Source organism: Pseudomonas tructae (genome assembly GCF_004214895.1).
In the GTDB taxonomy this organism is placed as follows: Bacteria; Pseudomonadota; Gammaproteobacteria; order Pseudomonadales; family Pseudomonadaceae; genus Aquipseudomonas; species Aquipseudomonas tructae.
Window position 1 is genome coordinate 2751615 of the sequence record NZ_CP035952.1, and the last position, 14929, is coordinate 2766543.

The 14929-nt window shown below is 63.8% G+C and carries 17 protein-coding genes; 9 read left to right on the plus strand and 8 right to left on the minus strand.

Annotated features, from left to right (window positions below; all coding sequences use genetic code 11):
• Nucleotide 1: 1 nt before the first annotated feature.
• The 8 genes from narJ (at nucleotide 2) to EXN22_RS12700 (ending at nucleotide 8578) form a co-directional block, all read left to right on the plus strand.
• Nucleotides 2-757, plus strand: a complete 756-nt coding sequence (gene narJ / locus EXN22_RS12665; protein ID WP_130264372.1) for a nitrate reductase molybdenum cofactor assembly chaperone — start codon at nucleotides 2-4, stop codon at nucleotides 755-757.
• Nucleotides 750-1430, plus strand: a complete 681-nt coding sequence (gene narI, locus EXN22_RS12670) for a respiratory nitrate reductase subunit gamma (protein ID WP_130264373.1) — start codon at nucleotides 750-752, stop codon at nucleotides 1428-1430. Before narJ ends, narI begins: the two co-directional genes overlap by 8 nt.
• A 10-nt stretch (nucleotides 1431-1440) precedes the next feature.
• Nucleotides 1441-2373 carry a peptidylprolyl isomerase gene (locus EXN22_RS12675; RefSeq protein WP_130264374.1) on the plus strand — a complete coding sequence of 311 codons (933 nt, stop codon included), beginning with the start codon at nucleotides 1441-1443 and terminating at the stop codon, nucleotides 2371-2373.
• A 10-nt stretch (nucleotides 2374-2383) separates the two neighbouring features.
• Entirely contained in the window at nucleotides 2384-3376 is a 993-nt protein-coding gene (moaA, locus tag EXN22_RS12680) for a GTP 3',8-cyclase MoaA (protein ID WP_130264375.1), read from the plus strand.
• A gap of 666 nt (nucleotides 3377-4042) precedes the next feature.
• Nucleotides 4043-6055 carry a ribonucleoside triphosphate reductase gene (locus tag EXN22_RS12685; RefSeq protein ID WP_130264376.1) on the plus strand — a complete coding sequence of 671 codons (2013 nt, stop codon included), beginning with the start codon at nucleotides 4043-4045 and terminating at the stop codon, nucleotides 6053-6055.
• 31 nt (nucleotides 6056-6086) lie between these two features.
• Nucleotides 6087-6254 carry an anaerobic ribonucleoside-triphosphate reductase gene (gene nrdD, locus EXN22_RS26485; RefSeq protein ID WP_130264377.1) on the plus strand — a complete coding sequence of 56 codons (168 nt, stop codon included), beginning with the start codon at nucleotides 6087-6089 and terminating at the stop codon, nucleotides 6252-6254.
• Entirely contained in the window at nucleotides 6251-6946 is a 696-nt protein-coding gene (locus EXN22_RS12695; RefSeq protein WP_130264378.1) for an anaerobic ribonucleoside-triphosphate reductase activating protein, read from the plus strand. Before nrdD ends, EXN22_RS12695 begins: the two co-directional genes overlap by 4 nt.
• Before the next feature lie 12 nt (nucleotides 6947-6958).
• Nucleotides 6959-8578, plus strand: coding sequence for a methyl-accepting chemotaxis protein (locus EXN22_RS12700; RefSeq protein ID WP_130264379.1), 1620 nt, complete (start codon nucleotides 6959-6961; stop codon nucleotides 8576-8578).
• On the opposite strand, the gene EXN22_RS12705 is transcribed toward EXN22_RS12700, so the two are convergent.
• Genes EXN22_RS12705 through EXN22_RS12720 form a run of 4 tightly spaced genes read right to left on the minus strand, consistent with a single transcriptional unit; the run spans nucleotide 8575 to nucleotide 11666 of the window.
• Nucleotides 8575-9954 carry a 4Fe-4S binding protein gene (locus tag EXN22_RS12705; RefSeq protein ID WP_130264380.1) on the minus strand — a complete coding sequence of 460 codons (1380 nt, stop codon included), beginning with the start codon at nucleotides 9952-9954 and terminating at the stop codon, nucleotides 8575-8577. The genes EXN22_RS12700 and EXN22_RS12705 overlap by 4 nt on opposite strands.
• A complete protein-coding gene (locus EXN22_RS12710; RefSeq protein ID WP_130264381.1) occupies nucleotides 9942-10796 on the minus strand; it encodes an FTR1 family protein in 855 nt (284 codons plus the stop codon). The genes EXN22_RS12705 and EXN22_RS12710 overlap by 13 nt, the downstream gene beginning before the upstream one ends.
• Before the next feature lie 17 nt (nucleotides 10797-10813).
• Complete coding sequence (locus EXN22_RS12715; protein ID WP_130264382.1) at nucleotides 10814-11134, minus strand: cupredoxin domain-containing protein; 321 nt, start codon at nucleotides 11132-11134, stop codon at nucleotides 10814-10816.
• A gap of 1 nt (nucleotide 11135) precedes the next feature.
• The gene (locus tag EXN22_RS12720; protein ID WP_130264383.1) at nucleotides 11136-11666 is read right to left on the minus strand and encodes an iron transporter; all 531 of its coding nucleotides are present in this window, start codon (nucleotides 11664-11666) and stop codon (nucleotides 11136-11138) included.
• Between the two features lie 172 nt (nucleotides 11667-11838).
• On the opposite strand from EXN22_RS12720, the gene EXN22_RS12725 reads away from it, so the two are divergent.
• Nucleotides 11839-12045, plus strand: coding sequence for a DUF3079 domain-containing protein (locus tag EXN22_RS12725; RefSeq protein ID WP_130264384.1), 207 nt, complete (start codon nucleotides 11839-11841; stop codon nucleotides 12043-12045).
• Between the two features lie 7 nt (nucleotides 12046-12052).
• Here the strand turns inward: EXN22_RS12725 and EXN22_RS12730 are convergent, their stop codons facing one another.
• The 4 genes from EXN22_RS12730 to gloA all read right to left on the minus strand — a co-directional run bounded on the left by EXN22_RS12730 (nucleotide 12053) and on the right by gloA (nucleotide 14854).
• Entirely contained in the window at nucleotides 12053-12301 is a 249-nt protein-coding gene (locus EXN22_RS12730) for a hypothetical protein (RefSeq protein ID WP_130264385.1), read from the minus strand.
• Nucleotides 12302-12456: 155 nt separating this feature from the next.
• Nucleotides 12457-13500, minus strand: coding sequence for an LLM class flavin-dependent oxidoreductase (locus EXN22_RS12735; RefSeq protein WP_130264386.1), 1044 nt, complete (start codon nucleotides 13498-13500; stop codon nucleotides 12457-12459).
• 69 nt (nucleotides 13501-13569) lie between these two features.
• Nucleotides 13570-14055, minus strand: coding sequence for a flavin reductase family protein (locus EXN22_RS12740; protein WP_130264387.1), 486 nt, complete (start codon nucleotides 14053-14055; stop codon nucleotides 13570-13572).
• A gap of 277 nt (nucleotides 14056-14332) precedes the next feature.
• Complete coding sequence (gene gloA / locus EXN22_RS12745) at nucleotides 14333-14854, minus strand: lactoylglutathione lyase (protein ID WP_130264388.1); 522 nt, start codon at nucleotides 14852-14854, stop codon at nucleotides 14333-14335.
• Between the last annotated feature and the right edge of the window lie 75 nt (nucleotides 14855-14929).

Sequence of the window (14929 nt, forward strand, 5' to 3'; positions counted from 1 at the left end):
CATGCGCATTCTCAACGTGATTTCGCTGCTGCTCGATTACCCGAGCGAAACCCTGGTGGCCGGCCGCGACGAGCTGGAGCAGGCGATCATCCAGGCGCGGGAAATCAGCCCGCGCCAGCGCGGCGCGCTGTTCGAGCTGCTGGAGCTGATCTGCAACAACGACCTGATGGATGGCCAGGAGCATTACGGTGCGCTGTTCGGCCGTGGCCGTTCGCTTTCGCTGCTGCTGTTCGAACACGTGCATGGCGAGTCCCGCGACCGTGGCCAGGCCATGGTCGACATGCTGGCCCAGTATGAAGAGGCGGGCTTTGCCATCGGCGTCAAGGAGCTGCCGGACTACATCCCGCTGTACCTGGAATACCTCTCGACCCGCGAAGACCTCGAGGCCCGCGAGGGCCTGGCCGATGTCGCGCACCTGCTGGCGTTGCTTGCCGCCCGCCTGGAAGAGCGCGAGAGCGCCTACGCCAGTTGCTTCCGGGCACTGCTGCAGATCGCCGGCGCCGAACCGCACCAGGCGGTGGCCGACTTGCGCGAGCAAGTGGCGGCCGAGCAACGCGATGACTCCCTCGAAGCCCTGGACAAGATCTGGGAAGAGGAGGCGGTGGACTTTCTCAAGGCCGAGCAGCAGGAGCGTTGCAGTTCACTGCCCAGCGCCCCGGGCAAGGCCCGCGAAGAAAGCGCAGTACCGCTGCACTGGGTCGATTTTCAGCATCAAGGCCAGGCCGGCGCGCCGGCCACGGAGGTGGGCAATGTCTAAGTGGAACCTGTTGTTGTTCGGGATTTATCCTTACGTGGCCCTGGCCATCTGCTTGCTCGGCAGCTGGGCGCGCTTTGACCTGTCGCAGTACAGCTGGAAGGCCGGCTCAAGCCAGATGCTCGACAGGCGCGGCATGCGCGTGGCGAGCAATTTCTTCCACATCGGGGTTTTGTTCGTCCTGGCCGGGCATTTTGTCGGCCTGCTGACCCCGGCGTCGGTCTATCACCATGTGATCAGCACCGAGCACAAGCAACTGCTGGCGATGGTTTCGGGGGGCTTCTTCGGCCTGCTGTGCCTGATCGGCCTGATCATGCTGCTGCACCGGCGCCTGACCGAGCCACGGGTACGCGCCACCTCCAGCACCTCGGACATCCTCATCCTGCTGGTGCTGCTGGCGCAACTGGTACTGGGCCTGCTGACCATCGTTGCCTCCACCGGCCATATGGATGGCTCGGTGATGGTCATGCTCGCCGACTGGGCGCAGAACACCGTGCTGTTGCGCCCGGTGCAAGCGGCGGCGGCGATTGCCCCGGTGAGCCTGGTGTACAAGCTGCATGTGCTGCTGGGCCTGACCCTGTTCGTGCTGTTCCCCTTCACCCGCCTGGTGCACATCGTCAGCGCGCCGGTGTGGTACCTGGGGCGGCGTTATCAAATCGTTCGGCAGAAAGTCTGAGGAGGTTGCCATGGCTAGCGGATGTGGATGTGGCGGCAGTAACGGTGGCGGCGGTGGTTGCGGGTCTTCGACCGTCGTTGATTCGACGGTCATTGAGGCCGGGCCAGGTGCCCTGGCAGTGGAAATCGAACCGCCGGTGCAACTGATCGCCAGCAGTGAACAGGAATGGCCGATCATCAGTGTCAATGCTGTACCGATCAGCCCCGAGGCCCTGGCCCAGGAGCTGCAATACCACCCGGCCGCCGATCGCGAGGAGGCCATCTACATGGCCTCCCGCGCCCTGGTGATTCGCGAGCTGATGCAGCAGCGCATTGCCGAGCTGGGGTTGTCGGTGCAGGTCGGCGCCGGTGAGCACCAGGAGGAAGCGGCCACGCGCTTGCTGCTCGAGCGCGAGGTGCAGGTGCCGATCTGTGACGAGGCCACCTGCCAGCGCTATTACGACAGCAACCGCGGGCGCTTTCACAGTGCGCCGCTGCTGGCGGTGCGGCACATCCTGCTCGAATGCGCGCCTGACGATGCCGAGGCGCGCAGCCTGGCGCTGGTGCAGGCCGAGATCCTCCATGAACGCCTGCTGCAGTTCCCCGAGCAGTTTGCCGAACTTGCGCAGAAGTACTCGGCCTGCCCGTCGAAGGCCCAGGGCGGCGAGCTGGGGCAGATCAGCAAGGGCCAGACGGTGCCGGAGCTGGAGCGCCAGTTGTTCACCCTGGCGCCGGGGCTGGCGCTCAAGCCCCTGGAAAGCCGTTACGGCTGGCACCTGGTCAGTGTCGACCAGCGTATCGAAGGCCAGGCCTTGCCATATGAAGCGGTGGCCACGGCGATCCGCACCCAGTTGCAGCAGGGCGTGTGGCAAAAAGCGCTGGTGCAGTACCTGCAAACCCTGATCGGTGCCGCCGACATTCGCGGCATCCGCTTGCAGGGCGCCGATTCACCGCTGGTGCAATAAGGGGAAGGCGATGAGCACTGTGATGCAGGACGGCTTCGGGCGGCAGATCGATTACTTGCGCATGTCGGTGACCGATCGCTGTGATTTTCGTTGTGTGTACTGCATGGCCAAGCACATGACCTTCTTGCCGCGCCAGCAGGTGCTGACCCTGGAGGAGTTGCGACGCCTGGCCACGCTGTTCGTCGGCCAGGGCGTGCGCAAGATCCGCCTGACCGGTGGCGAGCCGTTGATTCGCCCCGGCATCGTCGAGCTGTGCCGTGACATTGCCGCCTTGCCGGGCCTGCGTGAACTGGTGATGACCAGCAACGGCTCGCAACTGCAGCGTTTGGCCCGGCCGCTGGTAGAGGCCGGGGTCAAGCGCATCAACATCAGCCTCGACAGCCTGGACCCCGAGCGCTTCCGGGCGATTACCCGCAATGGTGAGCTTGATCAGGTACTGCGCGGCATCGAGGCGGCGCGTGATGCCGGTTTCGAAGGGGTCAAGCTCAACTGCGTGGTGATGCAGGGGCGCAACTTCGATGAAGTGCCGGCGCTGTTGCAGTACGCCATCGAACAAGGCATCGACATCACCTTCATCGAAGAAATGCCCTTGGGTGAAGTGGGCCGTTCGCGCGGTGAGTCGTTCTGCAGCAGTGACCAGGTACGGGCGCTGATTGCCAGCCGCCATGCCTTGCTCGACAGCGCCGAGCACAGCGGCGGCCCGGCGCGCTACATGCGCCTGGCCCGCCACCCGGCGACCCGCATCGGTTTCATCTCGCCCAACAGCCACAACTTCTGCGCCACTTGCAACCGGGTGCGGATGACCGTGGAAGGGCGCTTGTTGCTGTGCCTGGGGCAGGAGGACTCGCTGGATCTGCGCGGTTTGTTAAGGCGTTATCCGCTGGATGACCAACCGATCATCCATGCCCTGCAACAAGCGTTGCGGCGCAAGCCCTTGCGCCATGATTTCAATCCGCAGGGGGAGGTGCAGATCTTGCGCTTCATGAACATGAGTGGGGGGTGAAACGTTGAACCTGTGTTCACCGAACCTGTGGGAGCGGCGATGCGGCGACCCGACTTGCCCCGCGATGAGCCTAGGTATCTACACATCTCTAGCGAGTCAGCCTATTGGTTCTTGATAGGCGTGCTTATCCAGTTGATGTGGTGACGCTGCGGGCCCCTTCCGCCCTTACGGCGGCTCACTTTTGTCTTGGCAAAAGTGAGCAAAACCGCTCGCTCAATCATCCGGCCCTGCGCTGCGCTCCGGGTTCCCTCCTTACGCACCGACTCCGGGGGCCGCGCCGAGGGGACATCCATGTCCCTCGGCGCTTTGCGGCCCATCCATGGGCCTCCACCCCCTCCATCGGCGCTCCACTCGGCCTCCTGAAATCGCGAAAAAATCAAAAGCCAGATCAACAGCACAATTCGCTTCGCTCTTGCTGGGTGAGTCGTACCCGGAAGGGGCCGGCAGCCTCGCCAAATCAACTGGATAAACACGCATGCGCAGACCACCCCTGAGCCATCTTCATAGATCAGGGTTAGAGATGTGTAGATACCTAGGCTCATCGCGGGGCAATCCCGCTCTCACACTTGATATCGATCAATTCCTTCCACCGGCTTTGCCCGTAGCCTACACCGCATATTGTGTTTTCAGTTTTATAAATATCTATATGTAGTGCCTGGAGGGCAAATGCACAGCACGCTGATCAGGGTAGGGCATAACCGGTTGCACAAGCGCGATGGCAGCCTGGTGGCCTTTGACGCGGACAAGATCCGCCAGGCATTGATCGCCGCCGGCAAGGCCACTGGCGAGTATGCCGAGGCCGAAGCAGATGGCTTGCTCGACGCCGTGCTCGCCCATCTGGAAGGCTATTCGAAGCTGTACGTCGAGCAGATCCAGGACCGGGTCGAGCGGGTGCTGATGGATGCTGGCCATTTCCTCTCGCTGCGCGCCTACATTGTCTACCGCGAACAGCACGGCCGCCTGCGCCGCGACCGCAAGACCCTGGTCGAGGTCGCGACCTCGATGAACGAATACCTCAATCGCGAGGACTGGCGGGTGCAGGCCAACGCCAACCAGGGCTACTCCCTGGGCGGGCTGGTGCTCAATGTCTCCGGCAAGGTCACCGCCAACTACTGGCTCGACGAGGTCTACAGCGAAGCCATTGGCCGCGCCCACCGCGAGGCCGACCTGCACATTCACGACCTGGACATGCTCGCCGGCTACTGCGCCGGCTGGTCGCTGCGCAGCCTGTTGCACGAGGGCCTAAATGGCGTGCCCGGGCGGGTCGAGGCCGGGCCGCCCAAGCACCTGGGCAGCGCACTGGGGCAGATGGTCAACTTCCTCGGCACCCTGCAGAACGAGTGGGCCGGGGCCCAGGCGTTCAGCTCGTTCGACACCTACCTTGCGCCCTATGTGCGCAAGGACCAGCTGAGCTACGAGCAGGTGCGCCAGGCCATCCAGGAGTTCATCTACAACCTCAACGTGCCGTCGCGCTGGGGCACGCAAACGCCCTTTACCAACCTGACCTTCGACTGGGTTTGCCCGCAAGATTTGCGCGAGCAGATTCCGGTGATCGACGGCGAGGAAATGCCCTTTGCCTACGGCGAGCTGCAGGCCGAGATGGACCTGCTCAACCGTGCCTACATCGAGGTCATGCAGGCCGGCGATGCCAAGGGCCGGGTGTTCACCTTCCCGATCCCGACCTACAACATCACCCACGACTTTGCCTGGGACAGCGATAACGCCGAGCGCCTGTTTGAAATGACCGCCCGCTACGGCCTGCCTTACTTCCAGAACTTCCTCAATTCAGACATGCAGCCCAACCAGGTGCGCTCGATGTGCTGTCGCCTGCAGCTGGATGTGCGCGAGCTGCTCAAGCGCGGCGGCGGCCTGTTCGGTTCGGCCGAGCAGACCGGCTCGCTGGGCGTGGTGACCATCAATTGCGCGCGCCTGGGCCATGTCTACAAAGGTGATGTCAGCGGCCTGCTGCAGCGCCTGGACGCCCTGATGGAACTGGCCATGGAGAGCCTGGAGGTCAAGCGCAAGGTGATCCAGCACCACATGGACGCCGGCCTGTACCCCTACACCAAGCGTTACCTGGGGACCTTGCGCAATCACTTCTCGACCATTGGCGTCAACGGCCTGCACGAGATGCTGCGCAACTTCAGCGACGACCAGATGGGCTTGCACACCGGCCAGGGCCGGCGCTTCGCCTTGAACCTGCTGGACCACGTGCGTGCCACTCTGGTGCGTTTCCAGGAAGAAACCGGCCATTTGTACAACCTTGAAGCCACCCCGGCCGAAGGCACCACCTACCGTTTCGCCAAGGAAGACCGCAAGCGCTTCCCTGAGATCCTCCAGGCCGGTTGCAGCCAGGCGCCGTACTACACCAACTCCTCGCAGTTGCCGGTGGGCTACACCGACGACCCGTTCGAAGCCCTGGAGCTGCAGGACGAGCTGCAATGCAAATACACCGGCGGCACCGTGCTGCACCTGTACATGGCCGAGCGGATCTCTTCGGCCCAGGCCTGCAAGCAATTGGTGCGCCGAGCCCTGGAGCGGTTCCGCCTGCCGTACCTGACGATTACCCCGACTTTTTCGATCTGCCCGGTACACGGCTACCTGGATGGCGAACACGAGTTCTGTCCCAAGTGCGACGAGGCGCTGCTGCTGGCCCAGCAGCAGGGCAGCCTGCACTGACCCCCTATTTTCAACCGCAAGGAGCTTCATCATGACTGCACAGCACACCCTGCCCGTGGCGCAACGCCAACGGTGCGAAGTCTGGACCCGGGTCATGGGCTATCACCGCCCGGTGTCGGCATTCAACCCCGGCAAACAGTCCGAGCACAACGAGCGACAACACTTCAATGAGCGCGTGGCAACGGCCGGGCACCCATGACCCCAGCGCTGCGAGTCGGGGGCATGGTGCCCCTGACCACCCTCGATTACCCCGGCAGGCTGGCCTGCGTGCTGTTCTGCCAGGGCTGCGCCTGGCGTTGCCGTTATTGCCACAACCCGCAACTGATCCCGCCCCGGGGCTGCGCTGAGCTGCCCTGGGCGCAGGTGTTGGAGTTTTTGCAACGGCGCCAGGGCCTGCTCGACGCCGTGGTCTTCAGCGGTGGCGAACCGACCCTGCAGGACAGCCTGGCCGAGGCCATGGCCCAGGTCCGGGCCATGGGCTTTGCCGTTGGCCTGCACAGTGCCGGGATCAAGCCCCAGGCCCTGGCCCGGGTGCTGCCCGGCGCCGACTGGGTGGGCTTTGACGTCAAGGCCCTGGCCGAGGACGGCCAAACGGTTACCGGCGTGCGCGGCAGTGGCCAGGCCAACTGGCGCAGCCTCGACTACCTGCTGGCCAGCGGCGTCGACTACGAATGCCGCACCACGGTGCATTGGCACCTGATCGATCCCCCCCGACTCATCACCCTGGCCCGGCGCTTGAATGCGCTCGGGGTCAAACGCTTCGTCGTGCAGTTGGTGCGCACGGCACGCATGCTCGATGAGCAGTTGCCCAGTGCTTCGGCACAAAGCTTGCTGCCCGAGCTGTGGGGCACCCTCCACGCGCTGTTTCCCGCGTTCGAAGTACGCGACTAGTAAGGCTTTGAAATGAACAGATTGACCACAGCACAACGTATCCTCATCGGCTTTGCCATTGCGCCGCTGGCGCTTCTGGGCCTGGCTTTCTATGCACTGCACGACCTGGCCACGCTCAAGCAGCAGGCGGTGGTGATCGTCCAGCAGGACTGGCCGAAGATCGAGCCGATCATGGTCATCGCCACCGGTGTGCGCGACAACGCGCGCAACACCCGCGACCTGCTGATCGACAAGGACAACCTGCAGGTACAGCAGGCCATCGACACCACCAAACAGCGCATCACCCAGGCCCTGGCAACGCTTGAGCCGTTGTTCTATTTGCCTGAAGGCAAGGCTGCCTACGCTGCGCTCAAGAGCAGCCGCGAAGCTTATGTCGCGGCGTTCACCCAGGTGCAGCAACTGATTCGCCAGGGCGACGGGCAAGCGGCCATGGCCCAGCTCAAGCAGCACGTAGTGCCTGCCGAGGCTGAGGTCTACAAGAACCTGGAAACCCTCATGGCCTTGCAAGGGCAGATCTTCGCCGACCGCGAACAGGCCGCCCAGGCCCTGTACAACGACGCCCGGCTGAACATGCTTGGGCTATTCGTGCTGTGCCTGCTGGCGGTGATCGCGGCCGCGCTGCTGGTGACCCGCAGCGTCACCCGGCCCCTGGGCGGCGAGCCGGACACTGCGGCGCGGGTACTGAGCCAGATCGCCCAGGGCGACCTGACCATTGAGGTGCCGACCCACGCCAGTGCCGAGGGCAGCGTGATGCTTAACATGCAGCACATGCAGCAGAGCCTGAACAACATGGTCAAGCACATCGCCGCCTCGGTGGAGCGGGTGGCCAGCTCCAGTGAAGAGCTCAGTGCGGTCAGCAGCCAGACCAGCAGCAGCCTGCAGTTGCAGGGCCTGGAGATTGAACAGGCGGCAGCGGCGGTCAACGAAATGACCGCCGCCGTGGATGAGGTGGCACGCAATGCGGTGAGCACCAGCGAAGCCTCGAAGGTGTCCGAGCAGACCGCCCAGCGTGGCCGTGAACAGGTGCGCGAGACCGTGGCCTCGATCAGCGTCCTGGCCGAAGGCGTGACGGACACCTCCGAGCGCATCCAGCAACTGGCCGGCCGGGTGCAGGACATCAGCACCGTGCTGGATGTGATTCGCAGCATCGCCGAGCAGACCAACCTGCTGGCACTCAACGCCGCCATCGAAGCGGCCCGCGCCGGTGACGCCGGGCGTGGCTTTGCGGTGGTTGCCGACGAGGTGCGGGCGCTGGCCCATCGTACCCAGGCCTCGACCCAGGAGATCGAACAGATGATCGGCAATATTCGTCAGGATACCGGCCAGGCCGTGACCGCCATGCTCAGCAGCAGCGAGCGGGTGCACAGCACCCTGGAAGTGGCGCAACGTGCCGGCGAGGCGCTGGAGGCGATCACCCGGTCGATCTCGCAGATCAACGAGCGCAACCTGATGATTGCCAGTGCCACCGAGGAGCAGGCCTTGGTAGCCCGCGAGGTAGACCGCAACCTGGTGGGTATTCGCAACCTCTCCGAACAGGTGCTGCTCGGTGCGCAACACACCGACACCGCCGGTCAGGACCTGGCGCAGATGGCTGGCAGCCTGAGCCAGACCGTGGCGCGTTTCAAGGTTTAACCCCAGCCCCAGAACTGCAACCACCAGCCATAGCCCACTGCGGCTATGGCCAGCAGCAGACAAGCGCTGGCGCTGCAACGGCGCCAGTTGCCCAGGTTGTGACTGGCCAGCAACTTGTTCGCCAACAACAGGCTCCAGCCCATGGCCGCGAGCAGCAATGTGGCCCTGGCCGGCTGTACCCACTCCAGCAGCAAGCCTTCATAGCGCAACAGCTTGACCGTGGTCGCCGACAGGCCCAGAAACAGTCCGCCAGCACCCAGGGGCGTAAGGCTCAGGCTCAAGGGCCAGAACAGCGCCGGATCGCCCGCCAGGCGTGCGGCCAGGCGCAGCAGTAGCCACAACAGGCCTCCCAGTAGCAGGGCACTGCCACTCAGGTACAGGACAATACTCAAACCGTCGAGCCAGCTGAAGCTGTCGTTGAGCTGCGGGTAGTGGGTCAGCAGCCACCAGGGCGCGTTGTCTTGCAGCGGCCAGAGCAGGTCGGCCTCGACCAGCCACTGCGCCAGGTGCTGTTTGAGCGCGATGAACCAGGGGCTGACGGTCCATTGGAAGGCGCCCATGGCCAGGCCAATCACCCCGAACAACAGCAGGCGGCTATCCCAGGGCGAAGGCGCGCGCGTGGCCGATTCAAGGATTTCCTGGTTGCTGGAGCGGGCGATCAACTGCACCGCGCCGCGTTGCCCGGCGCAACGGCCACAGGCATGGCAATCACGGGCGCCGCGCATGCGCCGGATGTCCAGCAGCGGGGCGCAGTTGGGCGGTGGCAGGCGCGGCCCGGCGTTGGCTTGCCAGCGTTGTTCATCGACCTGAAAGTGCACCGGCGCAAGGCGTGCGAGCAGGGCGAAGACACCGCTGACCGGGCACAGGTAGCGGCACCAGATGCGCTTGCCGCGCACGAACAGCAGGCCGACCAGCACCGCCGCCAGGGTCGAGCCACCGAGAATCAACAGCGCCGCCTGAGCGTAGTCATAGACGCTGATCAACTGGCCATAAAGGGTGGTCAGGCAGAACGCCAGGGTCGGCCAGCCGCCCCAGCGTACCCAGCGCGGTACGCCCATGCCCTTGCCATACTGGCTGGCCCATTCGCTCAGCGCGCCTTCGGGGCAGAGCACGCCGCACCAGAGCCTGCCGAACAGCACGATCGACAGCAGCACGAATGGCCACCAGATGCCCCAGAACAGGAACTGGGCCAACAGCGTCAGGTTGTCGAGCATCCGCGCCTGGCTATCGGGCAGTGGCAACAGCGCTGGCAGCACCAGCAATAGGGCATAGCACAGCACCACCGTCCATTGCAGCAGCCGGATCATCCCGGCGTGGCGGCGCATGCCGTCGCCCAGGCGCTGCAGCCAGCGGTTGTGCAGGCTCAGGCCGGACATGGTGCGCTGCCTGTTCGGCGTTGCAGCAACCAGCTGCCGACACTCAACCAGTAGCCCGCCAGCACCAGTAGGGTCAGGGCGCTGGGGCTGGCCCGGTAGCCGGCGAAGGCGGCGAGAAAACCGCCCAGGCCATGACTGTCGCTCAGCCAGGGGCTGCTGTCCCACAGCGCGTCACCGACCAGGCTGTAGGCCATCTCGGGCAGTTCCAGGGCCAGCAACTGGCCGCCGATGCGTTCGCTGGCGCTGACCAGCAAGGCCGCGGCGAGCAGTAGCAGAACTGCCTCGCTCAAGGCGAAAAAACGTGGCCAGGACAGCCAGCGGCGGCTGCCCTGCAGCACGGCGATGGTCAGGCCCGAGAGCACCAGCCCGGCGACGCCGCCCACGGCGAACAGGCCCAGTTGCGGCCCGTGCAGGCGGGCGCCGGCACCGTAGAGAAAGACCACGGTTTCGCTGCCTTCACGGCTGACCGCAAGCATGGCCAGGAGCATCAGCCCCAGGCCGCCCTGGCGCGCCAATTGCCGCTGGGCCTGGCGTTGCAGCTGACCTTTGAGCATGCGTCCATGCCGGTGCATCCAGCCGACCATCTGCACCATCAACAGGCTTGCCAGCAGTGCCAGAGCGGCCTGGAACCATTCGTTGCCGGCGCCGCTCATGGCTTGCCCAGCAACCAGGATCAGCAGCGCCAGCACCCCCGAGAGCAACAAGCCCAGGGCCACGCCGGCCCAGAGAAGCCTGAGCAGGCGCCGGGCGCCTTGCTGCTGGCCGGCCCAGGCCTGAAGAATACCGATCACCAGCAAGGCCTCGACGCTTTCGCGCCAGACGATGAACAGTGCCTGGTTCATGAAACCTCCTGCACAGGTTATTTCGCGAGGATGCCGCCTTCGGGCAACTGTGGATTGAACTCGTCGAAGAACGGATAGTGGCCGGGGCGCAGGGGGTGGATGACGACAAAGCTGGTCACCCCGGGCGACAGCACTTTCTCGACCCGCAGTGGCGTACTTTCGAACTCCGCCGGGCCTTCGCCCAAGTTCTTCAGGACGATCTTGAAGCGCTGCCCGGCCGGTACTTCGAGCAGGGCGGGGGTAAAGTGACCATCGCGCAAAATCAGCTCGAAGCTTGGCAGCGGTGCGGCACTCAAAGGCAGGGCTGCCCAGGCAAGCAGCAGGGCCAGGGCCTTCATGTCAGTAACCGCCTTTCTTGCCAATCCCGGCATAGACGAACGCGTAGTGCAGTTCGCAGCGCTCGAACCAGGGCGCGACCCCGGTTTCCTTGTCGGTATGCCGGCCCAGCGAGCCGTGGCCCGCCGGTGGCAGCAGGGTGAAGGTCAGTTGGTACTTGCCTGGGCCTTGCAGCTTGACGTTGTCGCCATAATGCGGCCCGTCGTTGGCGACCATGGCGTGAAAGTCACCGCTGATGGGCGTGTCGCTGCCTTGCTTGTGCAGGCTGAAGGCGACGTTGAGGTAGGGCACGAAGCTGCCTTCCTGGAAACCCTGGCGGTTGTTCTCGGTGGCGCGGACGTCGGCTTCCAGATGGATGTCGGAGTCGGCGGTGGCGCGCATCATGCCCGCCGGGGCCATTTCGATCGGTTGCAGGTACACCGCACTGACTTCAAGGCCCGGGCACGACTGTGGTTCGCCGATGGGGTATTCCTTGGCGTGGGTCAGTGGGCTGATCAGCAGCAACAGCAGAGGGAGCGAGAGGGTGCTACGCATGATGACTTCCAGGGCTGGGCAGGGGAGCCCGAGTCTAGGAAGCTTCTGTGCGAACAATAATGATTATTATCAATTTTAGCGCTGATCAATCCCGGCCTTGATGTGAGTCAAGGATCGCGACGCAACGGCGCAGTAGCGTTGAAGCTCGCCCATTGCCCGCCTGAGGCATTTCATGGCCAAGCCCTTTCCCAACAACCCCAAGCACCCCGAGCGCATCTGCTGGGGCTGCGACCGCTATTGCGCGGCCAACGCCTTGGCGTGTGGCAATGGCGCCGACCGAACCATGCATCCGGCGGAGCTATTTGGCGACGACTGGAATCAGCAAGGGGAGTACGGGCTGGCATTGCCGCAGGAACAGCCCGCGCCCAACCCGCACTAAGCAGACTTCAGAACACGTGCTGGCGCTTGTCCAGTTGCTGATCGACCAGCCATTTGCCATGGGCCAGCGCCGCGTGCTGGGCATTTTCAAGATCGGCCAGATAGGCCATCTTCACCGGCAGCGATAATCGCCGACTGGTGTGGCCCTCAGGATCGGTGATCAGGCACCCGGCGTTGAACGGCGTGGGGATGCCTGGGTGGGTTTCGACGCTGGCGGTGATGGTGTGGTTGCGATGCACGCATTGAAGGGTTTTCATCGTCCTGACCTCGCTGCTGTGGTACCGAAGTAGGAGCGAGCTTGCCTCGCGAGGCGATGTAATGGGCAAGGCACAATCGCGGGGCAAGCCCGCTCCTACCGATCCAGTATGCCCGTGCAACGGCCCGGATAGGTCCGGGCCGACGAACGTGAGCATCAGCGGAACGCGGGCACCACTTCGTTGATGAACAACGCCAGGGACTTTTTCTTCTCGGCATGGGGCAGGCTGTTGTCGCACCAGAAACTGAACTCGTCGACGCCCAGTTCCTGGTAGTAGCGAATGCGCGCGATGATTTCTGCCGGGGTACCGATCATGGTGTTCTTGCGAATGTTGTCCAGGTCGAACTCCGGGCGTTCCTTGAACTTTTCTTCGGGGCTCGGCGCCAGAAATCCGTTGTCCGGCACCTGCTTGTTGCCGAACCAGGCGTCGAAGGTGCGGTAGAAGCGCGAGATCGCCTGGGCGCCGATTTTCCAGCCGTCGCTGTCTTGGGCGGCATGCACGTGGGTATGGCGCAGCACCATCAGTTGCGGGCGCGCCACCTCGGGGTTGTTGGCCAGGGCGGCTTCGAACTTGTTCGTAAGGTCCAGGACTTCTTCATCGCCTTTCATCAGCGGGGTGACCATCACGTTGCAACCATGCTTGACCGCAAAGTTGTGCGAGTCCGGGTCGCGAGCGGCGATCCACATCGGTGGCACGGGTTGCTGGATCGGCTTGGGCACACAGGTCGAGGTGGGAAACTTCCAGATCTCGCCGTCGTGGGCGTAGTCGCCTTGCCACAGGGCGCGGATCACCGGGACCATCTCCCGCAGCGCCTGGCCGCCTTCGGAGGCCGGCATGCCGCCGGCCATGCGGTCGAACTCGAACTGATAGGCGCCACGGGCCAGGCCGACTTCCATGCGCCCGTTGCTGATGACATCGAGCAGGGCGCATTCACCCGCCACCCGCAGCGGGTGCCAGAACGGCGCGATGATGGTCCCGGCGCCCAGGTGGATGGTGGTGGTGCGCGCCGCCAGATACGCCAGCAGCGGCATCGGGCTGGGCGAAATGGTGTATTCCATGGCGTGGTGTTCGCCGATCCATACGGTGCTGAAACCGCCGTCTTCGGCCATCAGGGTCAGTTCGGTCAGGTCTTCGAACAACTGCCGGTGGCTGACCTGTTCATCCCAACGTTCCATGTGCACGAACAACGAAAATTTCATGGCGCATTCCTCGGATCTTGTTATGGGGCGTCTGTCGGATCAGGCAGCTTGTCGTGAGAATAGTGCGGCTCAGGCAAAGGCCGGCAGTTCGGCCATCTTGCCGCGGCAGTACACCAGCGGGCTGGGGGCCTGCTCGGGGACGATGAGGTTCTTCACCGCGCCGACCATGATCGCGTGGTCACCGCCTTCGTACTCGCGCCACAGTTCGCATTCGATGATCGCCGTGGCGTTGGCCAGCAAGGGATTGCCCTGCGTGCTCAGGGTCCAGTCGATGCCTTGCGCCTTGTCCTTGCCTTTACGCGCAAAGGCATAGGCCTCGGCTTGTTGGGCACCGGAGAGCAGGTGGATGGCGAAGCGCTTGTTGCGAATGAGCACCGGGTAGGAGTCGGAACTGTAGTTGGGGCAGAACAGCACCAGCGGCGGATCCATGGACAAGGAACTGAAGGCACTGGCGGTCAGGCCGACGACCTGGCCATCGTCGTCCAGGGTGGTGATGACGGTGACGCCGGAGGGGAAGGAGCCCAGGACGTTCTTGTAGACGGTTGCGTCGATCATGGTGTGGTCCTCGGAAGACAGCGGTGGTCCGCGTTTATTGTTAGATGTGTCTGATGGTATACCGTAATACCTAATATGCAAGAGGAATTTTTGCCGTGAGCAGCCCTCGGCGATAGGGCGGCGCGCCGATAAATATGGGGTTTGAGCGGATTGGGGAGGGGAGAATCAGTAGATCGCAATCGCGGGGCAAGTCGGACCGCCGCACCGCCGCTCCCACAGGCTCAACAGTATTCTGTGGGAGCGGGCTTGCCCCGCGAGGGAATAGCCTGGAACTGAATCAGAACTCGGTTGGCTGAATGATCTCGACCCAATAGTCATCCGGGTCCTTGATGAACGCCAGGTGCTTCATGCGGCCGTCGCTCAGACGCTTCTGGAAGTTCACGCCCAGCGCCTCGAAACGCTCGCAGGCAGCGCGGATATCCGGCACCGAGATGCAGATATGGCCGAAACCACGTGGATCGGTGTTGCCGTTGTGGTAGGCAAAGTCGGCGTCGTTCTCGCTGCCGTGGTTGTGGGTCAGCTCGAGGATCCCGGGGATCGATTTCATCCACTCGGTGCGCTTGGCCGCGTCAGCCGGGATCTGCGCCTTGTCGACCAGGGCGAGGAAGTACAGGCTGAATTCGGCTTCCGGGAAGTCGCGCTTCTCGACCAGGCTGAAGCCCAGCACTCGGGTGTAGAAGTCCAGGGACTTGGTAACGTCCTTGACCCGCAGCATGGTGTGGTTGAAAACGAAGTTGTGGGTCGCGGCATCCGGTTGCGCGGTGACACCCGGCAAGGTGTCGAGAGGGTTCTGGCTCATGGGCTCTCCGCAATTGGGCTGGCAACAGTATGGCCAGCAAAAAAGTCAGGGCGTCATGATACGGAACTGAAGCGA

Excerpts from the sequence above, each read along its gene's own strand:
- EXN22_RS12735 (WP_130264386.1), bottom strand. The coding sequence starts at position 13,500 with ATGAAATTTTCGTTGTTCGTGCACATGGAACGTTGGGATGAACAGGTC.
- EXN22_RS12710 (WP_130264381.1), bottom strand. The coding sequence starts at position 10,796 with ATGAACCAGGCACTGTTCATCGTCTGGCGCGAAAGCGTCGAGGCCTTG.
- EXN22_RS12705 (WP_130264380.1), bottom strand. The coding sequence starts at position 9,954 with ATGTCCGGCCTGAGCCTGCACAACCGCTGGCTGCAGCGCCTGGGCGAC.
- nrdD (WP_130264377.1), top strand. The coding sequence starts at position 6,087 with ATGACTGCACAGCACACCCTGCCCGTGGCGCAACGCCAACGGTGCGAA.
- EXN22_RS12675 (WP_130264374.1), top strand. The coding sequence starts at position 1,441 with ATGGCTAGCGGATGTGGATGTGGCGGCAGTAACGGTGGCGGCGGTGGT.
- narI (WP_130264373.1), top strand. The coding sequence starts at position 750 with ATGTCTAAGTGGAACCTGTTGTTGTTCGGGATTTATCCTTACGTGGCC.
- gloA (WP_130264388.1), bottom strand. The coding sequence starts at position 14,854 with ATGAGCCAGAACCCTCTCGACACCTTGCCGGGTGTCACCGCGCAACCG.
- EXN22_RS12715 (WP_130264382.1), bottom strand. The coding sequence starts at position 11,134 with ATGAAGGCCCTGGCCCTGCTGCTTGCCTGGGCAGCCCTGCCTTTGAGT.
- EXN22_RS12695 (WP_130264378.1), top strand. The coding sequence starts at position 6,251 with ATGACCCCAGCGCTGCGAGTCGGGGGCATGGTGCCCCTGACCACCCTC.
- EXN22_RS12700 (WP_130264379.1), top strand. The coding sequence starts at position 6,959 with ATGAACAGATTGACCACAGCACAACGTATCCTCATCGGCTTTGCCATT.
- EXN22_RS12730 (WP_130264385.1), bottom strand. The coding sequence starts at position 12,301 with ATGAAAACCCTTCAATGCGTGCATCGCAACCACACCATCACCGCCAGC.
- EXN22_RS12720 (WP_130264383.1), bottom strand. The coding sequence starts at position 11,666 with ATGCGTAGCACCCTCTCGCTCCCTCTGCTGTTGCTGCTGATCAGCCCA.
- EXN22_RS12740 (WP_130264387.1), bottom strand. The coding sequence starts at position 14,055 with ATGATCGACGCAACCGTCTACAAGAACGTCCTGGGCTCCTTCCCCTCC.
- moaA (WP_130264375.1), top strand. The coding sequence starts at position 2,384 with ATGAGCACTGTGATGCAGGACGGCTTCGGGCGGCAGATCGATTACTTG.
- EXN22_RS12685 (WP_130264376.1), top strand. The coding sequence starts at position 4,043 with ATGCACAGCACGCTGATCAGGGTAGGGCATAACCGGTTGCACAAGCGC.
- narJ (WP_130264372.1), top strand. The coding sequence starts at position 2 with ATGCGCATTCTCAACGTGATTTCGCTGCTGCTCGATTACCCGAGCGAA.
- EXN22_RS12725 (WP_130264384.1), top strand. The coding sequence starts at position 11,839 with ATGGCCAAGCCCTTTCCCAACAACCCCAAGCACCCCGAGCGCATCTGC.